Source organism: Marivita lacus (assembly GCF_014637725.1).
In the GTDB taxonomy this organism is placed as follows: domain Bacteria; phylum Pseudomonadota; class Alphaproteobacteria; order Rhodobacterales; family Rhodobacteraceae; genus Marivita; species Marivita lacus.
The window spans coordinates 839173-858787 of sequence record NZ_BMFC01000001.1 but is presented as its reverse complement, the minus strand read 5'-3'; the positions used below and the strand labels follow the sequence as shown (position 1 = coordinate 858787).

At 59.6% G+C, this 19615-nt stretch carries 16 protein-coding genes; 6 read left to right on the top strand and 10 right to left on the bottom strand.

Annotation, left to right across the window (positions count from 1 at the left end):
* Positions 1–50: 50 nt before the first annotated feature.
* Positions 51–1292 carry an NAD(P)/FAD-dependent oxidoreductase gene (locus IEV82_RS04145; protein ID WP_188480669.1) on the bottom strand — a complete coding sequence of 414 codons (1242 nt, stop codon included), beginning with the start codon at positions 1290–1292 and terminating at the stop codon, positions 51–53.
* Between the two features lie 102 nt (positions 1293–1394).
* Here IEV82_RS04145 and IEV82_RS23880 point away from each other — a divergent pair, with 102 nt between their 5' ends.
* Complete coding sequence (locus tag IEV82_RS23880) at positions 1395–1526, top strand: hypothetical protein (protein WP_268236099.1); 132 nt, start codon at positions 1395–1397, stop codon at positions 1524–1526.
* A 15-nt stretch (positions 1527–1541) separates the two neighbouring features.
* Here the strand turns inward: IEV82_RS23880 and IEV82_RS04140 are convergent, their stop codons facing one another.
* From IEV82_RS04140 to IEV82_RS04115, 6 genes are all read right to left on the bottom strand, one after another.
* Entirely contained in the window at positions 1542–3659 is a 2118-nt protein-coding gene (locus IEV82_RS04140) for a TRAP transporter permease (protein WP_188480668.1), read from the bottom strand.
* 63 nt (positions 3660–3722) lie between these two features.
* Positions 3723–4733 (bottom strand): TAXI family TRAP transporter solute-binding subunit, encoded by a 1011-nt coding sequence (locus IEV82_RS04135; protein WP_188480667.1) that lies wholly within the window; start codon positions 4731–4733, stop codon positions 3723–3725.
* 121 nt (positions 4734–4854) lie between these two features.
* Positions 4855–6192: a sigma-54-dependent transcriptional regulator gene (locus IEV82_RS04130; protein ID WP_188480666.1), complete on the bottom strand. Its 1338-nt coding sequence runs from the start codon at positions 6190–6192 to the stop codon at positions 4855–4857.
* The gene (locus tag IEV82_RS04125) at positions 6185–7939 is read right to left on the bottom strand and encodes a sensor histidine kinase (protein ID WP_188480665.1); all 1755 of its coding nucleotides are present in this window, start codon (positions 7937–7939) and stop codon (positions 6185–6187) included. Before IEV82_RS04125 ends, IEV82_RS04130 begins: the two co-directional genes overlap by 8 nt.
* A gap of 113 nt (positions 7940–8052) precedes the next feature.
* Complete coding sequence (locus IEV82_RS04120; protein WP_188480664.1) at positions 8053–8943, bottom strand: alpha/beta fold hydrolase; 891 nt, start codon at positions 8941–8943, stop codon at positions 8053–8055.
* An 18-nt stretch (positions 8944–8961) separates the two neighbouring features.
* A complete protein-coding gene (locus IEV82_RS04115; RefSeq protein WP_188480663.1) occupies positions 8962–10035 on the bottom strand; it encodes a tartrate dehydrogenase in 1074 nt (357 codons plus the stop codon).
* Between the two features lie 129 nt (positions 10036–10164).
* Here IEV82_RS04115 and IEV82_RS04110 point away from each other — a divergent pair, with 129 nt between their 5' ends.
* The 3 genes from IEV82_RS04110 (at position 10165) to IEV82_RS04100 (ending at position 14664) form a co-directional block, all read left to right on the top strand.
* Complete coding sequence (locus IEV82_RS04110; protein ID WP_188480662.1) at positions 10165–11076, top strand: LysR family transcriptional regulator; 912 nt, start codon at positions 10165–10167, stop codon at positions 11074–11076.
* Positions 11077–11256: 180 nt separating this feature from the next.
* Positions 11257–12240: a TAXI family TRAP transporter solute-binding subunit gene (locus IEV82_RS04105; protein WP_188480661.1), complete on the top strand. Its 984-nt coding sequence runs from the start codon at positions 11257–11259 to the stop codon at positions 12238–12240.
* A 150-nt stretch (positions 12241–12390) separates the two neighbouring features.
* On the top strand, positions 12391–14664 hold the full coding sequence (locus tag IEV82_RS04100) for a TRAP transporter permease (protein WP_188480660.1): 2274 nt from the start codon (positions 12391–12393) through the stop codon (positions 14662–14664).
* A 71-nt stretch (positions 14665–14735) separates the two neighbouring features.
* On the opposite strand, the gene IEV82_RS04095 is transcribed toward IEV82_RS04100, so the two are convergent.
* Positions 14736–15728, bottom strand: a complete 993-nt coding sequence (locus IEV82_RS04095) for an aldo/keto reductase (protein ID WP_188480659.1) — start codon at positions 15726–15728, stop codon at positions 14736–14738.
* A 270-nt stretch (positions 15729–15998) separates the two neighbouring features.
* On the opposite strand from IEV82_RS04095, the gene IEV82_RS04090 reads away from it, so the two are divergent.
* Positions 15999–17438: a site-specific integrase gene (locus IEV82_RS04090; protein WP_188480658.1), complete on the top strand. Its 1440-nt coding sequence runs from the start codon at positions 15999–16001 to the stop codon at positions 17436–17438.
* Between the two features lie 139 nt (positions 17439–17577).
* Here the strand turns inward: IEV82_RS04090 and IEV82_RS04085 are convergent, their stop codons facing one another.
* Both IEV82_RS04085 and IEV82_RS04080 read right to left on the bottom strand, forming a co-directional pair.
* Positions 17578–18045, bottom strand: a complete 468-nt coding sequence (locus IEV82_RS04085; protein WP_188480657.1) for a hypothetical protein — start codon at positions 18043–18045, stop codon at positions 17578–17580.
* Entirely contained in the window at positions 18042–18437 is a 396-nt protein-coding gene (locus tag IEV82_RS04080) for a hypothetical protein (protein ID WP_188480656.1), read from the bottom strand. The genes IEV82_RS04085 and IEV82_RS04080 overlap by 4 nt, the downstream gene beginning before the upstream one ends.
* Positions 18438–18808: 371 nt before the next feature.
* Between IEV82_RS04080 and IEV82_RS04075 the strand changes: the two genes are divergently transcribed.
* Complete coding sequence (locus IEV82_RS04075) at positions 18809–19606, top strand: hypothetical protein (protein ID WP_188480655.1); 798 nt, start codon at positions 18809–18811, stop codon at positions 19604–19606.
* Positions 19607–19615 lie beyond the last annotated feature (9 nt).

The window sequence follows — 19615 nt, the reverse complement described above, 5'->3', positions numbered from 1 at the left end:
GTAAACCTTGGCTTAACACTTAAAAATCGAGGCGTTTCGATGCTGCCCCGTCAAGCACCGAAACGATGCGGAGAAAACGGTGTCAGGTTCAGGTTGCTTGGTTGATCCGCGATCAGACCAGCCACGAGGCGTCCGGTTTTCGGTCCGGCCGTAAGCCCGACATGCTGATGCCCGAACGCCGTGTAGACGCCGGTTTTGCGCACCTCTCCGATCAAGGGCAGACTGTCGGTCGTGGCTGGGCGGTGCCCCATCCATGTCTCTTCACGCTCGAACTCCAGCGCCGGGAACGCCTCTGAGATCTTGCGGTGCAGCAGGGCGAAAGGCGCATCGGACGGACCGGCCTCGAGCCCGCCAAGTTCGACGATACCCGCACACCGCAATCCTGCCCGCATCGGCGTTGCCACAAACTTGCCCGACGAAATCATTGAAGGCGCCCGCGGGCCACCGGACGCATTCGTCATGACGATGTGATACCCACGTTCGCTTTCCAGCGGGATATTCAGCCCAAGCCTGGTCATCAACGATTTGGACCATGCGCCAGAGGCAATGACCACCGCGTCGGCCTCAAGCGAACCCACGGACGTGATCAGCCGTGGCGCGGTACCGTCGATTGCCTCGATATCGTCGACCGTGGCCCTGATGATGCGACCACCTGTCTGTTCGAATTCCCGTGCAAGGGCCGCAACATAGCCACCCGGGTCGGTGACGAACCCGTGATCCTTGACGACGGCAAGACAGGTGATCCCGGTGCCGAAGCTTGGATCGAACTCCTGAACCGCAGCGCCTTCGATCAGGGTCGGTACGAACCCGTGCTCGCGGCGCAGGTCCCAGGAGTAACGGTCCTTTTCGAATTCGGCTCGCGTTCCGTATGCAAACACGTAGTCACTTTTGCACAGGTAGTCACGCGCGGCCAATCCTTCGGTCAGGGCATAGTGCTGGTCCACGGTATCGGCGGTGATATCGGTCAGATCAGACGCGATCCGTCGCGTGTCGCGGTCATTGGCGTGCTTGAGGTAGCGCACAAGCCACGGCGCGATCTTTGGCAGATAGGACCAGCGCAGAAAGAGAGGCGAGTCGGGATCAAGCAGCATCTTCGGGGCCTTGGTGATCAGCCCCGGGGTCGTCACCGGCACCATCGCGCAGGCTGCCAGAAGCCCTGCGTTTCCATAGGATGTGCCCTGCCCCGGCCCGTCCCGGTCGACAAGCGTCACCTCCTGCCCGAAACGCCGCAGCCAGATGGCGGTCGACACACCGACGATACCTGCACCGATCACGATGACATGCTTGGTCATGGAGAACACCCTGTTCACGCCGACGGGATTCATGCGGCGTCGGGGCAAGATGGCACGGGAGCAGAGTGTATTCCAGATGGATGTATTTCAAAAGGCGTCGCTTTGCAGCCCGAGACTGGAACGCTTTATGTCGGGTTCGACAGCGGCAATGCGCTGGCGATCTTTGACTGGATCCCGACAGAGATCACCATCGACACGCCCCTGAATCGCGGACCGGATTGCGCCTATTCCTGACGAAGCCGAATTTTTTCAGGCGGTTGCAGGTGCGGTTGTGACAGGCGGCGTCCTTCCGAACCGAATGTTGATGGCCAGTATCCCGAAGGCGGCGATTGCACCGGCGATGTTCACGAAAACCATTTCCGGCCACAACGTCGCGATCCCGGCAAGAAGACTCAGGGCACGCATGACAATTCCCAACGGCTTCTCCATGCATCCCTGCAACGCACCCGCCAATGCGTAGACCCCGACCACACCAAAGCAGAACACCTGGATCATGGCGGGCCAGTCCCCGGACAGGAACGGCGTGTAGGCGAACAGAACCGGGATGATGTAGAGACCTTTGGCCAGCTTCCAACTTGCGACACCCGTCGCCATCGCAGGTGCCTTGGCGATGGCCGCTGCAGTGAACGCGGCGAGGGCCACGGGCGGTGTCACATTGCTGTCCTGCGACAGCCAGAAGATGATCATATGCGCAGACAGCAGCGCGCTTGTGGCAACTGCCGGCGGCACAACAAGATCGCGCACAGGCGCCGCGATCTCAAGCGGCAGCGACCGGATCAGGCCGGACGCCTCATCGCGGGTCAGTTCGCGACTGAGCAGTTCGATCTGCTCTGGCACACCGAACATGAGCACGGCCTTCGCCGCTTCGGGCAATGTGCCCGCCGCCAGTTGCGTGATCACGAACTGGTCGCTGATCATGCCCGACAGCGCCGGAGCAGACAGAGTTGCCAGCACGATATAGGCAGCGGTCACAGGCAGGCCCATGCCCAGAACGAGGCTCGCAAGTGCAATCAGGATCAGCGCGATCAGGATATTCCCGCCAGCCCAGCTTGTGATCATCAGGCTGAAGGTGTTGCCGATACCTGCGGTTGCGATCACATTCACGACCAAACCAACCGAACACAGCAGGACTGCGGTCAAAACCATGCCCTTGGAGCCCATCACAAAGGCCTCGAAAACGGCTTTCGGTCCCATGGGATTCTTGGTCAGCCAGCTTGACGCGATCACCGCGAGGATTCCGAAAACCGCCGCATAGGTGGGCGTGTAGCCCACAACCAAAAGGCCGATCAGCGTGCAGATCGGGATGATGAAACTGGCACCTCCTTGCTTGAAGGCAGAGCCGAGTGTCTGGCCTTCGTCCGGGATCGGCTGCAGATTGTTGCGGCGCGCCTCGATGCGGACAAAGAATGCGACCGAAAGAAAGTACAAAAGCGCAGGCAAGGCTGCGACCGCGACGATGGTTTCGTAGGGAATCTGCGTAAAGCTCGCCATGACGAAGGCACCCGCGCCCATGATCGGCGGCATCAACTGCCCACCTGTAGAGGCAGCGGCCTCGACACCGCCCGCGAATTTCGGGGCAAATCCCGCGCGTTTCATCAGCGGGATGGTGATCACACCGGTCGACGCCGTATTGGCCACGGCAGAGCCTGAAATCGTGCCCGTCAAACCAGAGGCGATCACTGCAACGATGCCGGGGCCGCCGACCAGCTTGCCCGCAACAGCGCGGGCCATGTTGATCACGAACTCCCCAGCACCGGAGCGCAGCAGAAAGGCTCCGAATATGATGAACAGGAAGACATAGGTGGACGAGATGCGCGCGATTGTCCCGAACATGGCATCATCGCCATAGATCGACCGAAACGCCACGGTTTCAGGACTCAGGCCCGGGAAAGAGAATACGCCCCCGACGAAGCGGCCCCAATAGGCCACGTAGGTCAGAGACAGTATGATGAGGATGGGAATGACGATTCCGGCGACACGCCGCGTCAGTTCGATCGCGCCGATGATGCAGATGCTTGCCGCGATCCAATCCGTGGTCGCGAACTTGACGCCCCGGTCGTAGATCGCGTTTTCGGCCTGCGCCAGCCAGACTGCCGATACCGCCACCGCAAATCCAAGCGCGAAGTCAATCGCCAGCGGTGCTGCGTTGCCGGTCCCCCCACGCCACATCGGGTAAAGCAGGGCCGCGAGCATGGCGAAGCCCGCAAAGTGAAACGCGTTGCGTTGAAGTTCGGACAGAACCGGATCAAAGGCCACATAGATATGCGCGACCGCGATCGCAAAGCAGATGAAAGACAGAGCATTGTCTGCAATCCCATCAAACGAACGGAGGCGTCCTCCGTCTTCGTCTTCTTCATTTTTTGACATGGTCCCACCCAAACATCAGAGGACCAGCCCGCAAAAAGCGCGGGCTGGCTGAATCCGTGTGGATCAGTTGGCGATCAGGCGTTCGGGAACATCGAGGCCGACTTCCTGGTAATAGCGCAGCGCGCCGGGGTGCAACGGCAGCGGCAGACCCGCAATCGCGCTTTCGAGGCTCATCACCTTTGTCGCCGGGTGGATCGCCTGCAGGAACGGCAGGTTTTCATAGATCGCCTTGGTGATCTGGTAGACATGCTCCTCGGGGATATCCGCGTTTGTGGCAAGGAAGTTCGGCTGTGCGACTGTCTGCACATCCGTGTCCTGCCCCGGATAAGATCCCGCCGGAATGGTGTAGGGTGTCCACAGACCGCGATCCGAATCCGCCATGGCCACTTCTTCATCGGTCAGGCTCAAAAGCGTGACGCCGTCGCCAGCCGAGGCCATCAACTGGCTGATCGCACCGACAGGCACGCCGCCTGGGGCACCAAGACCCTTGACCTGACCGTTCTGCAACGCCTCTGCAGCCGGACCGTATCCGCCATAGACCAGTTCGTAATCGGTATCGATGTCAACGCCGAAGCCGGACAGGATCGTTCTGTTCGAATCGATCGTGCCGGAGTTCTGCGCACCCATTGCCATGCCTTCGCCCTTGAGCGCGACCATGTCGGCCAGAGTGCCGGTCGGGGCCACGTCAGACGACACGACGAAGTGTTCGACGTTCTGCCACAGCATGGACACGGAACGCAGGTTTTCCTGCGGACCAACCTCTGCAATCGGGCCTGTGCCTGTCGCGGCGTAGTAGCCAAACAGACCCTGCAGGATTGCGAACTGCGCTTCGTCTTCACGCAGCAGGCGGATGTTTTCGCCAGAGCCCGCAGAGCTGATCGCGGACATGCCGATCTTCTGGGTCGGTTCAAGCTTGACCTTCGCCAGCGTCGCCAGGGCCACACCGACCGGATAGTAGGTACCACCCGTCGAAGCTGTTGTGAGAATGTAGCTGCCGCCCTCGTCCTGCGCGTGAGCGGCAAGGCCGGATAGAGCGATGGTCGCCGCAAGAGCGGCGGTCTTGAAGTGTTTCATGAAGTCCTCCCGGTATGTGCACCTTAGTAGCGCTGAGGACACCTTAGGCACAGGAATGCAAAAAGGGGTAGGAAACAATCCGCAGGTTAGCGACATCGCCGCTTGCGGAAATCCGCAGGGATCATTCAAGCAGCTTGGATTTCTCGAGGCCCAGCTTGACGATCTTGTCGTTCAGCGTGCGCCGCCCGATGCCCAGCGCCTCGGCCACGGCATCCATACGCCCGCCATGGTTCGAGATCGCCTGCGAGATCAGAGTCTTTTCAAACCGCGCCACGGCCTCGCGCAGGGTTGCGGGAACATCGTCGATCAGATCGTCGGTCCGCAGCGCTTCGGCCACCGATCCACCGCCCCGGCGCGCGGCCAGAACCCGGCGTTCGGCGACATGGCGCAGCTCTCGGACATTGCCGGGCCAGCCATGGGCCAGCAGGGCCGCCGCGTCCTCGGACGTGATCTCGATGGGGCTGATCTCGTAGGTTTCGCAAAACTGGCTGACGAAATGCTCGTAAAGCATGACAATGTCGTCGCCTCGGTCGATCAAACGAGGCAGGCGAAGTTCAAACGCATTCAGGCGAAACAGGAAATCCGCGCGAAACAGACCGGCATCCACCAGAGGGGCCAGATCCTCGTTCGTGGCAGCCACGATGCGGACATCGGTCTGGATCTCTGCGTCAGTGCCCACAGGCTGGATCACACCCGTTTCCATCGCGCGCAGCAGCTTGATCTGCACCGGGATCGGACAGGCCGCGACCTCGTCCAGAAACAATGTCCCGCCATCTGCCTTGCGGAAACTGCCAAGCAGCGTTTCGGCTGTTCCAAACATCTGCTCTTCCACACGGTCAGGCGCCAGCGTCGCACAATTGAGCGCCACGAATTCCTTGTCGCGCCTCGGGCCCAGCCGGTGCAGCGCCCGCGCCACCAATTCCTTGCCCGTCCCGGTTTCCCCGGTGATCAGCACGGGTGCATCCGACAATGCCAGATCGACAGCTTCAGCCTTGAGTTCCGCGACCCGCAGATCGCTGCCCAATAACACGCGGTCCAGACCGGAGAGCGACACAAGCTGTTCGCGCATCCGCTTGGTCATGTCCGACAGACGGTGCTGTTCAGCTGCGTGTTTCAGAACGGTCAACAACCGTCGCGGCTCGAACGGTTTTTCGAGGAACGAATAGGCGCCGTTCTGGATGGCATCCACCGCCATCGGAATATCGCCATGCGCCGAGATCAGGACCAGCGGCGGAGCGGGCCGCCTTGACATTTCGTCCAGCAGTTCAAGACCGGACATGCCGGGCATGCGGACATCGGACAGGACCACGTCAGGTGCGGTCGCCACGATCCGTGACAATGCGACCTGCGCGCTGCCAACGGCATCGACCACCCAATCGGAGCGTTCCAGCAGAACCGCCAGAGACTGCCGCATTTCGGCATCGTCATCGACAATGAGGGCGCGGAAGTGCTCAGCCATTTGACGCAGCCTGCGTGGGAACCGTGATCATGAAAACGGCCCCGCGATCCGCTTTGTTTTCCGCATGCAGCGTTCCCCCCATCTCGTTGATGATCTGACCCGATATGGCAAGACCAAGCCCCATGCCCTTGCCGGAAGGCTTGGTGCTGAAGAACGGTTTGCTCAGATCGGCGATGTTCAAATCCCCCAGCCCGTGTCCGTTGTCCTCGATTCGCACAACCACTGTGTCGTCCCGTTCAGCCATCGAAAGATCGACCACGCCTTCGTCCATGCCTTCAGTCGCGTCGATCGCGTTGCGCAGGACATTAACGATCACCTGCTCGAACCGCTCGGGGCGTCCACGCACCATGACCGGCTCTTCGGGCATGTCAAAGGTCAATCGGGTGCCAACCTCACGCGCCGTGTGCTGCACCAGCTGGGCAGCGGCGATCACGGTCTCCTGCACCGGAAAGGCAGTTGCACCTGTGGCGGATGTGCGTCCGAACAACCGCAATTGATCGACGATACGCTGCATCCGGTCGAGCAACCCGGAGAGCTGCGGCCAGAGCGCGTTCGGTTCGGCATTGGCGGCAATCTCTTCCGCGACAAGGTAATTGCGCATCGCGGAAATCGGCTGTCCCAGTTCGTGGGTGATCGAGGCCGACAATTGTCCAAGGGCGGCAAGCTGCTCCTTCTGCGCCAGTTCGCTGCGCGCGGATTCCAGTTTCTTCTCGGTGTTGCGCCGTTCCTCGATCTCGCGGGTCAGACGTTTGCGATCCGCGTTCGAAAGCGCCAACGCACTGCGCAGCTGCGCCGCGCGATAGACCGACGCCGCCACTGTCAGCAGCAAAAGCGTCATCAAGCCGCCGGCGACGTATAACAGCGCTTGCCTGCGGGAATTGCGCACCTCGGACAAAAGGTGGAGCGACCAGTCCTCTTCTTCGAGATCGGCCTTGGTCCAGACATAAGCCGTCCCGTCAAGTCGCGCACGACGATCACTTTCAGGTGTCCAGTCTAATGGAAACAGGGTCTCGCCCCCGAATTGCTGCTGCTCTGCCAGTGTGCGGCGGTCCCCATCGGACAGCGGAGCCATGTAGCCGTAGATCAAATCGGGATCGGAACTGGCCAGCACGACCCCTTGTTCATCCGCCACCAGTACCAGCTCGCCATTGCCCGACAGCGCACGGTTCAGGTCGTTGAACCCGATCTTGACGGTCACGACCCCCTGGATCGTGCCTGTCTCATCTCGCACAGGTTCGGCAATAAAATAACCCGGCCTGCCGGTGGTGACGCCAACCGCGTAGAACCGACCGGCACCGCCCACGACGGCATCGCGGAAATACGGGCGAAAGGTGTAGTATTTCCCGACAAGGCTGTCGGTGTCGCGATAGTTCGAAGACGCAACCGTCTTGCCATTGAGGTCGAGCACAAAAACGAACTCGGCCCCGGCACGCGAAGCGATGTCGGCAAGTATTGGATTCAGTTCGGCGGTTTCGCCCGTCACCAAGGCGTTCACCGTACTTTCGTCGATCGACAGAACATATGGCAGATGTTCAAGCCGGGTGAGCGCGTCGTCGATGGACGAAGCAAAGAATTGCGCTCGTTCGGGCGTCTGCGCGGCTTCGGTTCTCAAGAAGTAGGACGCCAGCACTAGGTAGCTGCCAATGGCGATTACGCACAGACCAAGCACCGCTGCCAGCAGGAACAGCCCCCGCCGCGACGACGGGTCTCCGGTATGTGGGGACGGCTTTGTCAGCGTGTCGGTCATGCTGCAATCTATAGCGAATGACAGGGAGCAGAGTCAGCGATAAATCGCGGTGCTGTCCGGCCACAATCCGTTCCAGCCAGACCGCAGGCCCACAAGGCAATGCGGCAATGCCGTCAGTCGGCAAGAAACCCGACCAGCGCGTCCAGCAACGCGTGAGGCGCTTCCTCGGGGATGGCATGCCCACAGTCGAGCGCGCGGCCTTGCACCGAATGGGCCTTGTCCCGCCATGTCCGTGTCACGTCGTACAACTCCCCGACCACGCCCTTGTCACCCCAGATCGCCAGCACCGGGGCGTCGATTTTTCGCTCCCGGTCGGCTCGGTCATGGTCAAGGTCGATCGTTGCAGCGGCACGGTAGTCTTCGCAGATCGCATGGATGGTTGCCGGGTCGCGGTAGCTACGAAGGTATTCGCCCATCACCTCTTCGGTGATCGCGCCCGGTGTCTTGACCTGTCCGCCGATGTGACGCCGCAAGAAGTATTCCGGGTCAGACCCGATCATCCGTTCCGGCAGATCCTCGGGTTGGATGAGGAAAAACCACCAGAAATAGCGTGTGGCGAATGCCTGATCGGTCTGCTCGTACATGGTCAGTGTCGGTGCGATATCGAGAACCACCAACCTGTCGACAGCCTCTGGATGATCCAGCGCCATGCGATGCGCGACACGCCCGCCCCGGTCATGCCCGACCACGGCAAACCTGTCATGCCCAAGGGCACGCATCAGTGCGACCTGATCCTTCGCCATCTCGCGCTTGGCATAAGGATGATGCGGCGCATGGCTTGGCACCTTTTCGCTGTCGCCATAGCCGCGCAGGTCCGACGCAACGACGCTATAGCCCGCCTTCACAAGATCAGGCGCGATCTTGCGCCAGACGACATGGGTTTGCGGATGCCCGTGCAGCAGCAGCACCGGCGGACCGTCACCGGCGCTCGCATAGTGAATGCGAACGCCGTTCACCAGTTTCCAATCAAGCCTGAAGCCCGGCAGAAACCGCGACTCGGTCATGATGGCCAGAACCGAAGGTCAGGCATTGTCGCCACGGATCGCGTCACAGACCGCTTCGGTCACCTCCTTGGTGGTGGCGTTTCCACCGACATCCGGGGTAAGGATACCGTCCGCGCAGACCTTTTCGACTGCGCGCATCAGGCGGGCCGACGCGTCATGTTCACCAAGATGGTCGAGCATCTGGCTCGCTGTCCAGAATGTCGCCACGGGGTTGGCGATGCCCTTTCCGGTGATGTCGAAAGCCGAGCCGTGGATCGGTTCGAACATGGACGGAAACCGGCGTTCAGGGTCGATATTCGCGGTCGGTGCGACGCCAAGCGAGCCGGCCAGGGCTCCTGCCAGGTCCGAAAGGATATCGGCATGAAGGTTGGTCGCCACGATCGTGTCGAGCGACTGCGGATTCTTGACCATGCGCACGGTCATCGCATCGACCAGCATCTTGTCCCATGTCACGTCCGGGAATTCCTGCGCCACTTCTGCCGCGATCTCATCCCACATGACCATGCCGAAGCGCTGTGCGTTCGATTTGGTCACCACGGTCAGGAATTTGCGCGGACGCGACTGTGCGAGTTTGAACGCGTAGCGCATGATCCGAGTCACGCCAACCCGCGTGAAGATGGCCACCTCCGTCCCCACCTCTTCTGGCATGCCCCTGTGGGCACGTCCGCCATGCCCCGAATATTCGCCTTCGGAGTTTTCGCGCACGATCACCCAATCCAGATCGCCCACCCCGACATTCCGCAAGGGTGATGTGACACCCGGAATGATCTTGGTCGGGCGCACATTGGCATATTGGTCGAACCCCTGGCAGATCGGCAAACGCAAGCCCCAGAGCGTGATGTGATCCGGCACGTCGGGCGCACCTACAGCACCAAAATAGATCGCGTCGAACGGCTTGAGCTGCTCCAACCCGTCTTCGGGCATCATCACGCCGTTTTTCTTGTAATAGGCGGATCCCCAATCGAACCAGGTCATGTCAAAGCGCACATCCCCGGCGCGTTGCGCAAGCACGGACAGGACTTCGCTGCCCGCGTCGATCACCTCTGGGCCAATGCCATCGGCGGGAATGGCAGCAATTTTGTAGGTCCGCATCATATTCTCCTGATATCTCGTCCTCGCGTCAGGCACGGCTGCACCGGACGTTCGGCGCGACAATCGCAACTTGACCCGCCCAAGACAACGCGCCAAAGATCATATAAAAAAATCAAATAATGGACAGTAATGGAATTACGTCAACTCAGATGCCTTATCGCAGTGACCGACACGCTTCACTTCGGTCGGGCCGCGCAAAACCTGGACATGCTGCCCGCGTCATTGGGTCGTCATATCAAGTTGCTCGAAGACAGTCTTGGCACCCGACTGTTGATCAGAACGACCCGAAACGTGTCGTTGACGGAGGCGGGTCGCACCTTTGTCGAGGCGGCGCGCGACATCGTCGAACAGGCCGACAGGCTCGAGGCAAGCTTTCGCGAGAACCGTCAGGATCAGGCATCGATCCTGCGGATCGGAGCCATCGACAGCGCCGCAGCAGGCCTGATGCCGCAGCTTCTGCCGCATTTCCGCGAGCTTCACTCCGACATCGATGTCGAGCTGCTCGAACAGAAAACCATCCGCCTTGTCCCAAGGCTGTTGTCTGGCCGTCTCGACATCGCAATTGTGCGCCCACCCGAAGTGCGCGATGCGCGGCTTGTCTACCATCATCTATTCTATGAAACGGCAGTTGTTGCCGTGCCGGAGGACCATCCGCTGGCAACAAGAAAAACCGTGACGGTCGAAGACATGGCGGATGCGCCCTTGATCGTACCCGAACGCAATTCACGCCCCCACAGCCATGACCTGACGATGAAGCTGTTCCTCGAAGCGGGGCTCACCGCGCGGGTTGCGCAGATTGCAGAGGAAAAGCAGACCATTGTCAGCCTGGTCAGCACGGGTATCGGTCTTGCCATCGTCCCACGCTGGGCGTCGCGTCTGGCAGTCGGTGGCGTCAGCTTCGTTTCGCTTGAACTGCCCGAGTCTGCGCGCAACCGTCTCGCCCTGTCCGCCGTCTGGGTTCGGGATGCCCGTCACCCGGCCCGGGACGCGTTCCTGAACGTGCTCAAGAACCGGCTTTCTGCGCTTGCGCAGACGGCTTGAGGCAGTCAAAAAACTTACTATTCAAATTTATTGAATAATTAAACCCCGCCAAGTTGGGGTCTTTTACCTTGAATTGATGATTTGCTTGCCTGTAGCCTTACGCCACGCGTCGCGGACCAATCCGCTATGGGACGCAAAATCAAAAAAGCGCCCGAAGAACGCACATAGTGGAGGAAAACAATGAAATTTACTACTTTGACAGGGACCGTCGTGGTTGCTGCGTTTACCGCGACGATGTCCGTCGCCCAGGATCGTGCAGGCTGGCCTGACAGCTTTACCGTTGGCACAGGGTCGCAAGGCGGCACCTATTTCGGCTACGGCTCTGGTTGGGCCGGTATCGTCGCGGACGAACTTGGCGTATCTGGCGGTGCCGAAGTGACCGGCGGCCCGATGCAGAACATGGCGCTGGTGCACACCGGCGACCTGCCCTTCGGCATGACAACAATGGGTCCTGCAGCGGAATCCATTGCCGGTTCGAACCCGATTGCCCCCGGTCTTCCGATGACCAATGCCTGTGCGATGTTCCCGATGTACCAGACGCCGTTCTCGGTCACGGCACTGTCGTCGTCCGGCATCACATCGATCTCCGACATCCCGGACGGAGCGCGTATTGGCTTTGGCCCTGCAGGGTCGACATCCGACACGTATTTCCCGCGCATGATGGAAGAACTGGGCGTCAACTTTGATCGTCGCAATGGCGGCTGGTCCGACCTTGGGGGCCAGCTTCAGGACGGTCTTCTGGACGTGATCGCCTTTGCAGCCGGTGTTCCTGTGCCTGCCGTGTCGCAGCTCGAAGTGCAGACGGATATCAACATCATCGAGTTCACCGAAGAAGAGCAGGCGCAGATCACTGCAGCCTTCCCGGTCGCGAATTTCGACATCTCGGCGGATGCCTACACAACACTCGAAGCGCCTGCACGGTCCGTGTCGATGTGGAACTTCGCAATCGCGAACTGCGATCTGCCCGAAACCTTCGTCTATGAAGTGGTAAACGCGGTCATGTCCGACAACGAGCGGATGGTGAACACGCACCGCGCGGCACGCTCGACTCTCCCGGAGTTCTGGGATCGCAACACCGTCATGAAGTGGCACCCCGGCGCGGCCCGGTGGTTCACCGAAAATGCGGGCGCATCGATCGGTGCCGACATGATCCACGGTGGATGATGACACATGATTTTCGAACGATGGGCCTCTTTCGTTCGAAAATCCTGATCAATCAGAACCGCGCCCCACTTGCGGGCGCGGTTTTCTTTCAATGATGGTCTTGCAAAGGTAACGTTCAGATCACCGAGGCCATCACCCGGGGAGGACACGATGACCGATTCCAAGAACCAGCTGGCCGACGACCTCATCCTAGCCGAAGGCGTGGATGAGGAGCCGATCGAGAGCAACCGGCGAATCTTCTCGGGGCGCGCCTACCTCGTGATGGCCGCGCTTTCGACGATTTATGCCGCGTTCCACATGATTGCTTTGAACGGGGTGTCAATTTCAGACTGGACCGGCATCGAAATCCCGATGCTTCCGCAATTCCCGTTGGAGACATGGAATTTCCGTATCGTTCACATCTCAGGTGCGCTGGCTCTAGGTTTCCTTCTGTTCTCGGCGCATACCTTTGCCGATGATGACACCCCGCAAAAGCAAACCCGTCTGCTGTCGATCGTGGCCCTGGTCCTGGCCATTCCGGCGCTGATCTCAGGTTTTACGGCATCGGGCTATCACGCGATGATCAACTCGGGCACCCTGCCGCAAATGGGCGGGCTGACCACATGGGCCGCCTTTCCCGGAACCGAGATTTACGCAAGCGAAGTCTGGTGGTTCGGCACACCGCTGCTGATCGCCACCTTCGGCGCCATCGTGACCGGTTGGGTCGAACGCCGCGAGCGCGAGGTCTTTGCAGCCTCGGATATCGTACTTGCGATCTGTGCCATCGTCATCGCAATCTACCTGATCGCCATTTACGGCACCGCTGCGCGCAACTCGGTCGGCACGCCGTTTGTGCCGATTGGTGTTGCTTTCGCTGCCACCGCTGGCTCTGCGTTGATCCTTGAGTTGACGCGGCGCGTGGCCGGCTTGGCCCTCGTGATCATCACAGGTATTTTCCTGCTCTACACATTTGTGGCGCACCTGCTGCCGGGCATTCTTGCCGTGCAAAGCGCCTACAGCTGGCAGCGGTTCTTTGGCCATGTCTATTCGGATGCCGGTATTCTTGGCCCGACCACTGCCGTGTCCTCGACTTACATTATCCTGTTCATCATCTTCGCGGCCTTCCTGCAGGCGTCAAAGGTGGGCGACTACTTCGTGAACTTTGCCTTCGCCGCAGCCGGCCGGGCCCGCGGTGGCCCGGCAAAAGTGGCAATCTTCGCCTCGGGTCTCATGGGCATGATCAACGGCACATCGGCGGGCAACGTGGTGGCGACCGGATCGCTGACCATCCCGCTGATGAAGAAGGTCGGCTATCACAAGAAGACGGCAGGTGCGGTCGAGGCGGCCGCATCGACCGGTGGTCAGATCATGCCACCGATCATGGGGGCAGGCGCTTTCATCATGGCCGAGATCACCGGCATTCCGTATCAGGAGATCGCCATCGCGGCGATCATCCCGGCGATCCTCTACTTCGTGTCGGTCTATTTCATGGTCGATTTCGAAGCGGCAAAGCTCGGCATGCGCGGAATGCGCGAGGACGAGCTGCCGAAGTTCAACAAGCTTGTGCGGCAGGTTTATCTGTTCATTCCGATCGTAATCCTGATCGCCGCTCTCTTCATGGGCTACTCCGTGATTCGGGCTGGCACGTTGGCTACGGTCGCGGCAGCGGTCGTGTCATGGTTCACGCCGCACCGAATGGGACTTCGGTCCATCCTCAAGGCGTTCGAACTGGCGGGGATCATGTCGATCCAGATCATCGCGGTCTGCGCCTGTGCGGGCATCATCGTGGGTGTGATCTCACTCACCGGGGTCGGCGCTCGCTTTTCGGCGGTGCTGCTGGACCTTGCCGGTGTGAGCCAGCTTCTGGCGCTGTTCTTTGCCATGTGTATCGCCATTCTGCTGGGCATGGGGATGCCGACCACGGCGGCCTATGCCGTTGCTGCATCAGTTGTCGCACCGGGTCTTGTGCAGCTTGGCATCCCGACGCTGACCGCGCATTTCTTTGTGTTCTACTTTGCGGTTCTGTCGGCCATCACACCCCCCGTGGCGCTGGCCAGCTATGCGGCGGCGGGGATCTCGGGTGCGAACCCGATGGAAACATCGGTGGCCTCGTTCAAGATCGGCATAGCCGCGTTCATCGTGCCCTACATGTTCTTCTACAACAGTGCCATCCTGATGGACGGAACATGGTTGGAGGTGATCCGTGCTGGCGTTACCGCAACGATCGGGGTCTTCCTGCTCAGTTCGGGCGTACAGGGATGGTTCCTTGGCGGTCGGTCAGTCTGGTTCCTGAGGGTCGCGTTGATCCTGGCCGCGTTGTTCATGATCGAAGGCGGGCTGATCACCGACCTGATCGGCATCGGCATCGCGGTGGGCACCTATTTCATCCAGAAAGTGCTGCATCCGCGCCCCGATGCGGTCATCCCTGTCAGAGGCGCCGACTGACCACAGATGACATCAACGAGAAAGGCCGGGCAGTGTTGCCCGGCCTTTCTCCATTCCGCAGGCTGTGCGCATCAGCAATACCCTTCCGGCCCGTTCCATTGAGCCTCGGAGTAACGGTCTCCATGCGCCCAACCCGCGGGAAGAATGCCTTCGATCTCTCTCATCATCTCAGGCGTCAGAGTCACTTCAGATCCTGAAACACATTCCGCGAGATGCTCGGGGGAGCGCGTTCCCGGGATCGGTATGATGTGCTCTCCACGTGCCAGACACCATGACAGCGCAAGCGCGGTCGCCGTCGTTCCATGATCGCTGGCATAGGCCTGAAACGCCTTGGCATAGGGCAGGTTGAACCCGAAATTCGGCTCCAGGAAGCGCGGATTGTTCTTGCGAAAATCCTTGTCGAGGAAGGTTGCAGGATCGGGGAGCACGCTCGACACCATGCCACGCGCGAGCGGCGAATACGCCACAAGTGTCACGCCCAGCTCACGGCAGGTCTGCAGCATCCCGAGGTCGGGCTGACGCGACCAGAGGGAATATTCACTTTGCACCACGTCCACCGGCCCGACTGCCGCGGCACGACGCAGCGAGGCAGGCGCGATTTCGGAAAATCCGATGCCCCCGATCTTGCCCTCGGCCTTCAGGGCCAAAAGGGTTTCCATGACCTCTTCGATTTCAAGATCCCGGTCGCGACGATGGACATAAAAGAGATCGACATGATCGATACCCATGCGAGACAGCGATCCCTCCAATTCGGAGCGCAGGTAATCCGGCTTGTTGTTGAAGCCGCGATTCCCGTGTTCCTTGTCGCGCCAGATGCCCGCCTTGGTGGCAATCGTGAAGCTCGACGAATCCCCTTTGAGAAACGAGCCGATGACCGCTTCCGAGATGCCGAGCCCGTAGACATTTGCCGTATCCAGTAGGTCGATCCCGAAATCGCGCGCAGCGCTGAGCGTGGCGTGGGACTCCGCCTCTGTGGTAGCGCCGTAGAAGCCGCCAAAGCTCATGCAGCCCAGCCCGATTTCCGAGACCAGCTTTCCCGATTGCAGCAAGCGTCTTTTCTTCACTGACCCATCCCCATCGTGATACCTGCGGCACCTGTCCGCGCGCGGATATCATCACGACAGGACCGAAAGGGAAACCCCGATCAAGACCATTCAGGCGGGTCAGATGATGTTCGGGGAAAGTGGTGCCCAGGAGACGCAAGCCTCTGGACTACAAGGTTTTTCCGTCCGGGCACATAAGTTCCCAGATTCTCGGAACAAACCGCTCCTCCCTCTCACGGGCGGGGTTCCTGAGAAACGCTCCATTGTGGAGCACTTTGTGGGTCAGTCCAAATGCCAAAGAATAGCAAAACCCCAGGCCTCAAGCTTCGAGGCACCGTCTACTATATCCGGGTCCGCGTCCCGGTTGCCTATGCCGACATCGAGCCGCGAAAGGAGGTTTTTCGGTCGCTCGATACGAGTGATCCAGTCGTTGCCCAAGCTAAGTGCGCCAATGCTCGGCTTGCTCTGCGGCTCGAGTGGGATGCGGCACGCGCTGCCGAAAAGGCCGATGTGCGGGCAGTTTTCGATTCATCAACCGAACTTCTGCGTTCGTGGGGTATGACGTTCAGTCCGATGAAGGACCTGCTCCATGGCGAAATCGACCAGTTGCTGGAACGGATCGAGAAGATCGCCAATATCGATCCGTCCTGCGCAACAGTGCCGGCATTGCTCGGAGCCGTCGATCTTCCTGATCATACGTTGAGCGAGATGGCCGAACGTATGCCAGAATTGAAGAAGGCCGAGATACGCGCGAAAAACGCACGTCAGAGACGCGAGTGGTGCGGGAACTTCACCCGAGCGGCAAAGGATTTCGCCGCGGAGATCGGAGAGCGGACGATCATGACAATCTCAGAGCAGGATGCCACAAACTACTGGGAATTTTGGAAGAAGCGGGCGCGTGAAGACGTCACGCCCAATTACGCGAACAAGCAGATCCGCTATGTCAGACAGATGATCGCCGCCCACTTCGAGGACATCCGCATGCCGGTGAGTAAGCGAGTCAACCCCTTCAAGGGGATGAGCGTATCAAAGAACGCATATGATTCTGCTGACAACGAGCGCTCGAAGCTGTCGCTCCCAGAAAAATGGATCAGAAACCGTTTGGTCGGCGGGAGAATCTTGGAACCGTTCAACCAGGAGGCCTCCGATATTGCAATCGTTGCAGCTGTCTGTGGGTGCAGGGCATCGGAGATTTATGATCTGCCGGCGGAGGATATTCACCTCGACGACCCCATCCCGCATCTGAGCGTCCGCGTCGTCTTAGAAGGCCCTGATGTTCGCGAGATCAAGGGAGCGTCCTCGAAGCGAGATATTGTCCTCCTCGGACCGGCGCTCGATGCTATGCGTCGGCATCCGAAAGGCTTCCCGAGGTATCGTGGGAAGGCCAGCTACTCTGGGAATGTGAACAACTTCCTACGCGAGAATCGCCTCTTCCCGGAGCTCCCGGCGGACTCAGAGGGAAAGTTCGTGATCAGCGGCACCCGACATTCTTTTGAAGACCGCATGAAAGTTGCGAAGATCCTAAACGAGGAACGGGCATTTATGATGGGGCACTCTATCGGCAAGGTCCGTGGTCGCCCTGTTTACGGCAGCAAGCTGGCTTTGCCCCTAAGGGCCTTATATCAGGAAATGATTACGTTCCCGACGGAAAGCTGGGTGCCGCGTCCGCGGGCGTTCCTGCGGAAGGAGATTGATCGCCTGCTCGAAGAACAGGGACATCTCCTCGAGTAATTCAGCCGCGTCAATTGGCGTGTCGACTGGAGCAGCAGGGAGATGATGATCGACACGCCAGCCTCCGGTGATCCTCCCGGAGGCTGGGACCTTTCGGGTCCTCAAGGGGCGGCGCCCCAAGAAGGGGCGCCGCCTTGGATCAAATGTCCAGCAGCTCATCCGCGACGCGCAGGGCACGCACGCCGTAGAGAACCGCAATGATCGCTTCTCGAACGCTTTGCAGATCATTAGCGCACCGGATGAGCGCATGGGTTTCATCGTCCGCGTAGAGGACTTCGTAGCCGCCACGATTGTGGTTTTCGTCCGCCTCCCACCCGATATACATCTCGGACTTGATCTTCGCGGCGAGCGATCCAAGAAACGTGCCCAGATCATCGGCGAATGCGCCTTCGAAGATCTCGGCTTTCTCGAGTCGTCGAGCGATATCCTGCGGAAACGTCCGCCGCGCCGGTGGCCACGCCGGTATGACGGTATCGCGTAGCCCGGCGGCGGCAATCTCTGCTTCGGCAATGGCGGAAGCTACGAGGCCGATCAGCAGATTGTTCGTCATCTCGGTTCCACCGAAGAGATCGGCGTTGCGGGCGGCAGATACATTTCTCGCACTCATGCTGCCACCTGCTGTGCGAAGACTGGCTCCAGCGAGCGACAATAGGTAGCCCGCACGTCGTCGAGCCCGTCTGCGAGCAGGCAAATCTCCTCGACGATTGGACTTGCAGTATCGAGCATCGCAAAGCGCGCGGCTTCGATCCGATCGGGATCGTGCACGTTCTCGAGCATCAACAGATCGATCAGGTCGTCGAGAGCCCGCATCGTGCGCCGCGTCGGTGTGCCAGGCGTGTCGAAGTCGTCGAGGACAGACTGCGCCAATCGAACGCCAGGCTGGCCGCCCAGCAAAGCGGCTGCATTCAGGAGCGCCTCCCTGTGATCTGCTGCGAAAGCCCGCAAGGAATCGAGTGCAACTGCTTGTCCGTTGTTGTCGTTTTGGATGAAGTCGAACATGGTATTTCTCCCAGTTTTGGAGTTTCCGGCGCGTTGGCCGGGTCAAGCGTTCGTTCGACATCCTTTTCCGTCTTATACCGCGTCTCGGTCCTTCCCATCGCGTCGGCTCTCGCAATGAGGAGCCGACGCGATGGGAAGGGCCAGCCCTCCTTAATTTTCTTGCTGATCTCTCAGGGCATCCTGGTCCGGACCTTGGCGACACTGAGCTTCAGGTCGGCGATAGAACGTGTCTGCTGTTCACACGGCCCCGGATTGACCGGTCGGCGGCAACCGACGCGATCGGCCAACAAATCTCTCTTGGTAAGTTTTTTCTTCCGGGCCTCGGGCGCCGTTACAACATACCGATCACCAGTCATTCAATGGAGATCAAGATGATCCTAAGACCTTCCAAATCGCCTCGCCTGCTGTCCACCGCTGCATCTGTGGCAGCATACGAAATCCGCGATGCCATTCGCGATATGCCGCTGAAGGAGTTGGAGCAGTTTGTCTGCCCCCTTTCCGGTTTCTCGATCGGCGTGCTGACTCAGGTCAAGTTCAACGACGATGGCGACTTCCAGAGCGTAAGCTTCGAAATTTCAGCCAAACCGGAGGAAATTCACGCCGATGAATTTCACTGTTACGTTTCCATAATCCGAGGATACTGGAAAATCGAACATGAGCTCGGAGAGGCTGCGGAAGATTTCTGGTTTAAACGCGAGGCGAATCTCCGGGCCAGCCTATTCGGCCGGGAGTTGGTTGGAATGAAGACCGAAGAGCTGGCAGCCGTGTCCCGATATCACAATAAACTACCCCCGGGCTTTCACGCGAAAGACCTCAATGATGCACTGCTGATCGCGTTGGCAAGTCGTGAACGAGAAGCTCGAAAAAATGACTCCAATCACGAAGAAATTTCGGCTTGGGAGAAATTGGAGCCGACGAAAAAAATTCTGGCGGACGAAGCCAAAGATGCGATCATGTGGTGGGAAAGTCTAACAGAATCTGATCGAAAACACCTTCCCGCCTATGATTACCGAACTATCACATGCGAGGCGCGCGCGATCTTCACATATCGGGACTTCATGGAGCAGAGGCGAGAAGTGTTGAAACAAAAAAATGTTGAGCTGGCATTCATCAATTCCGCGTTCCCGTTGAAAACGAGCTATTCTTCTCGAGCGAAGGTAACGGCGTAGGATGAAGAG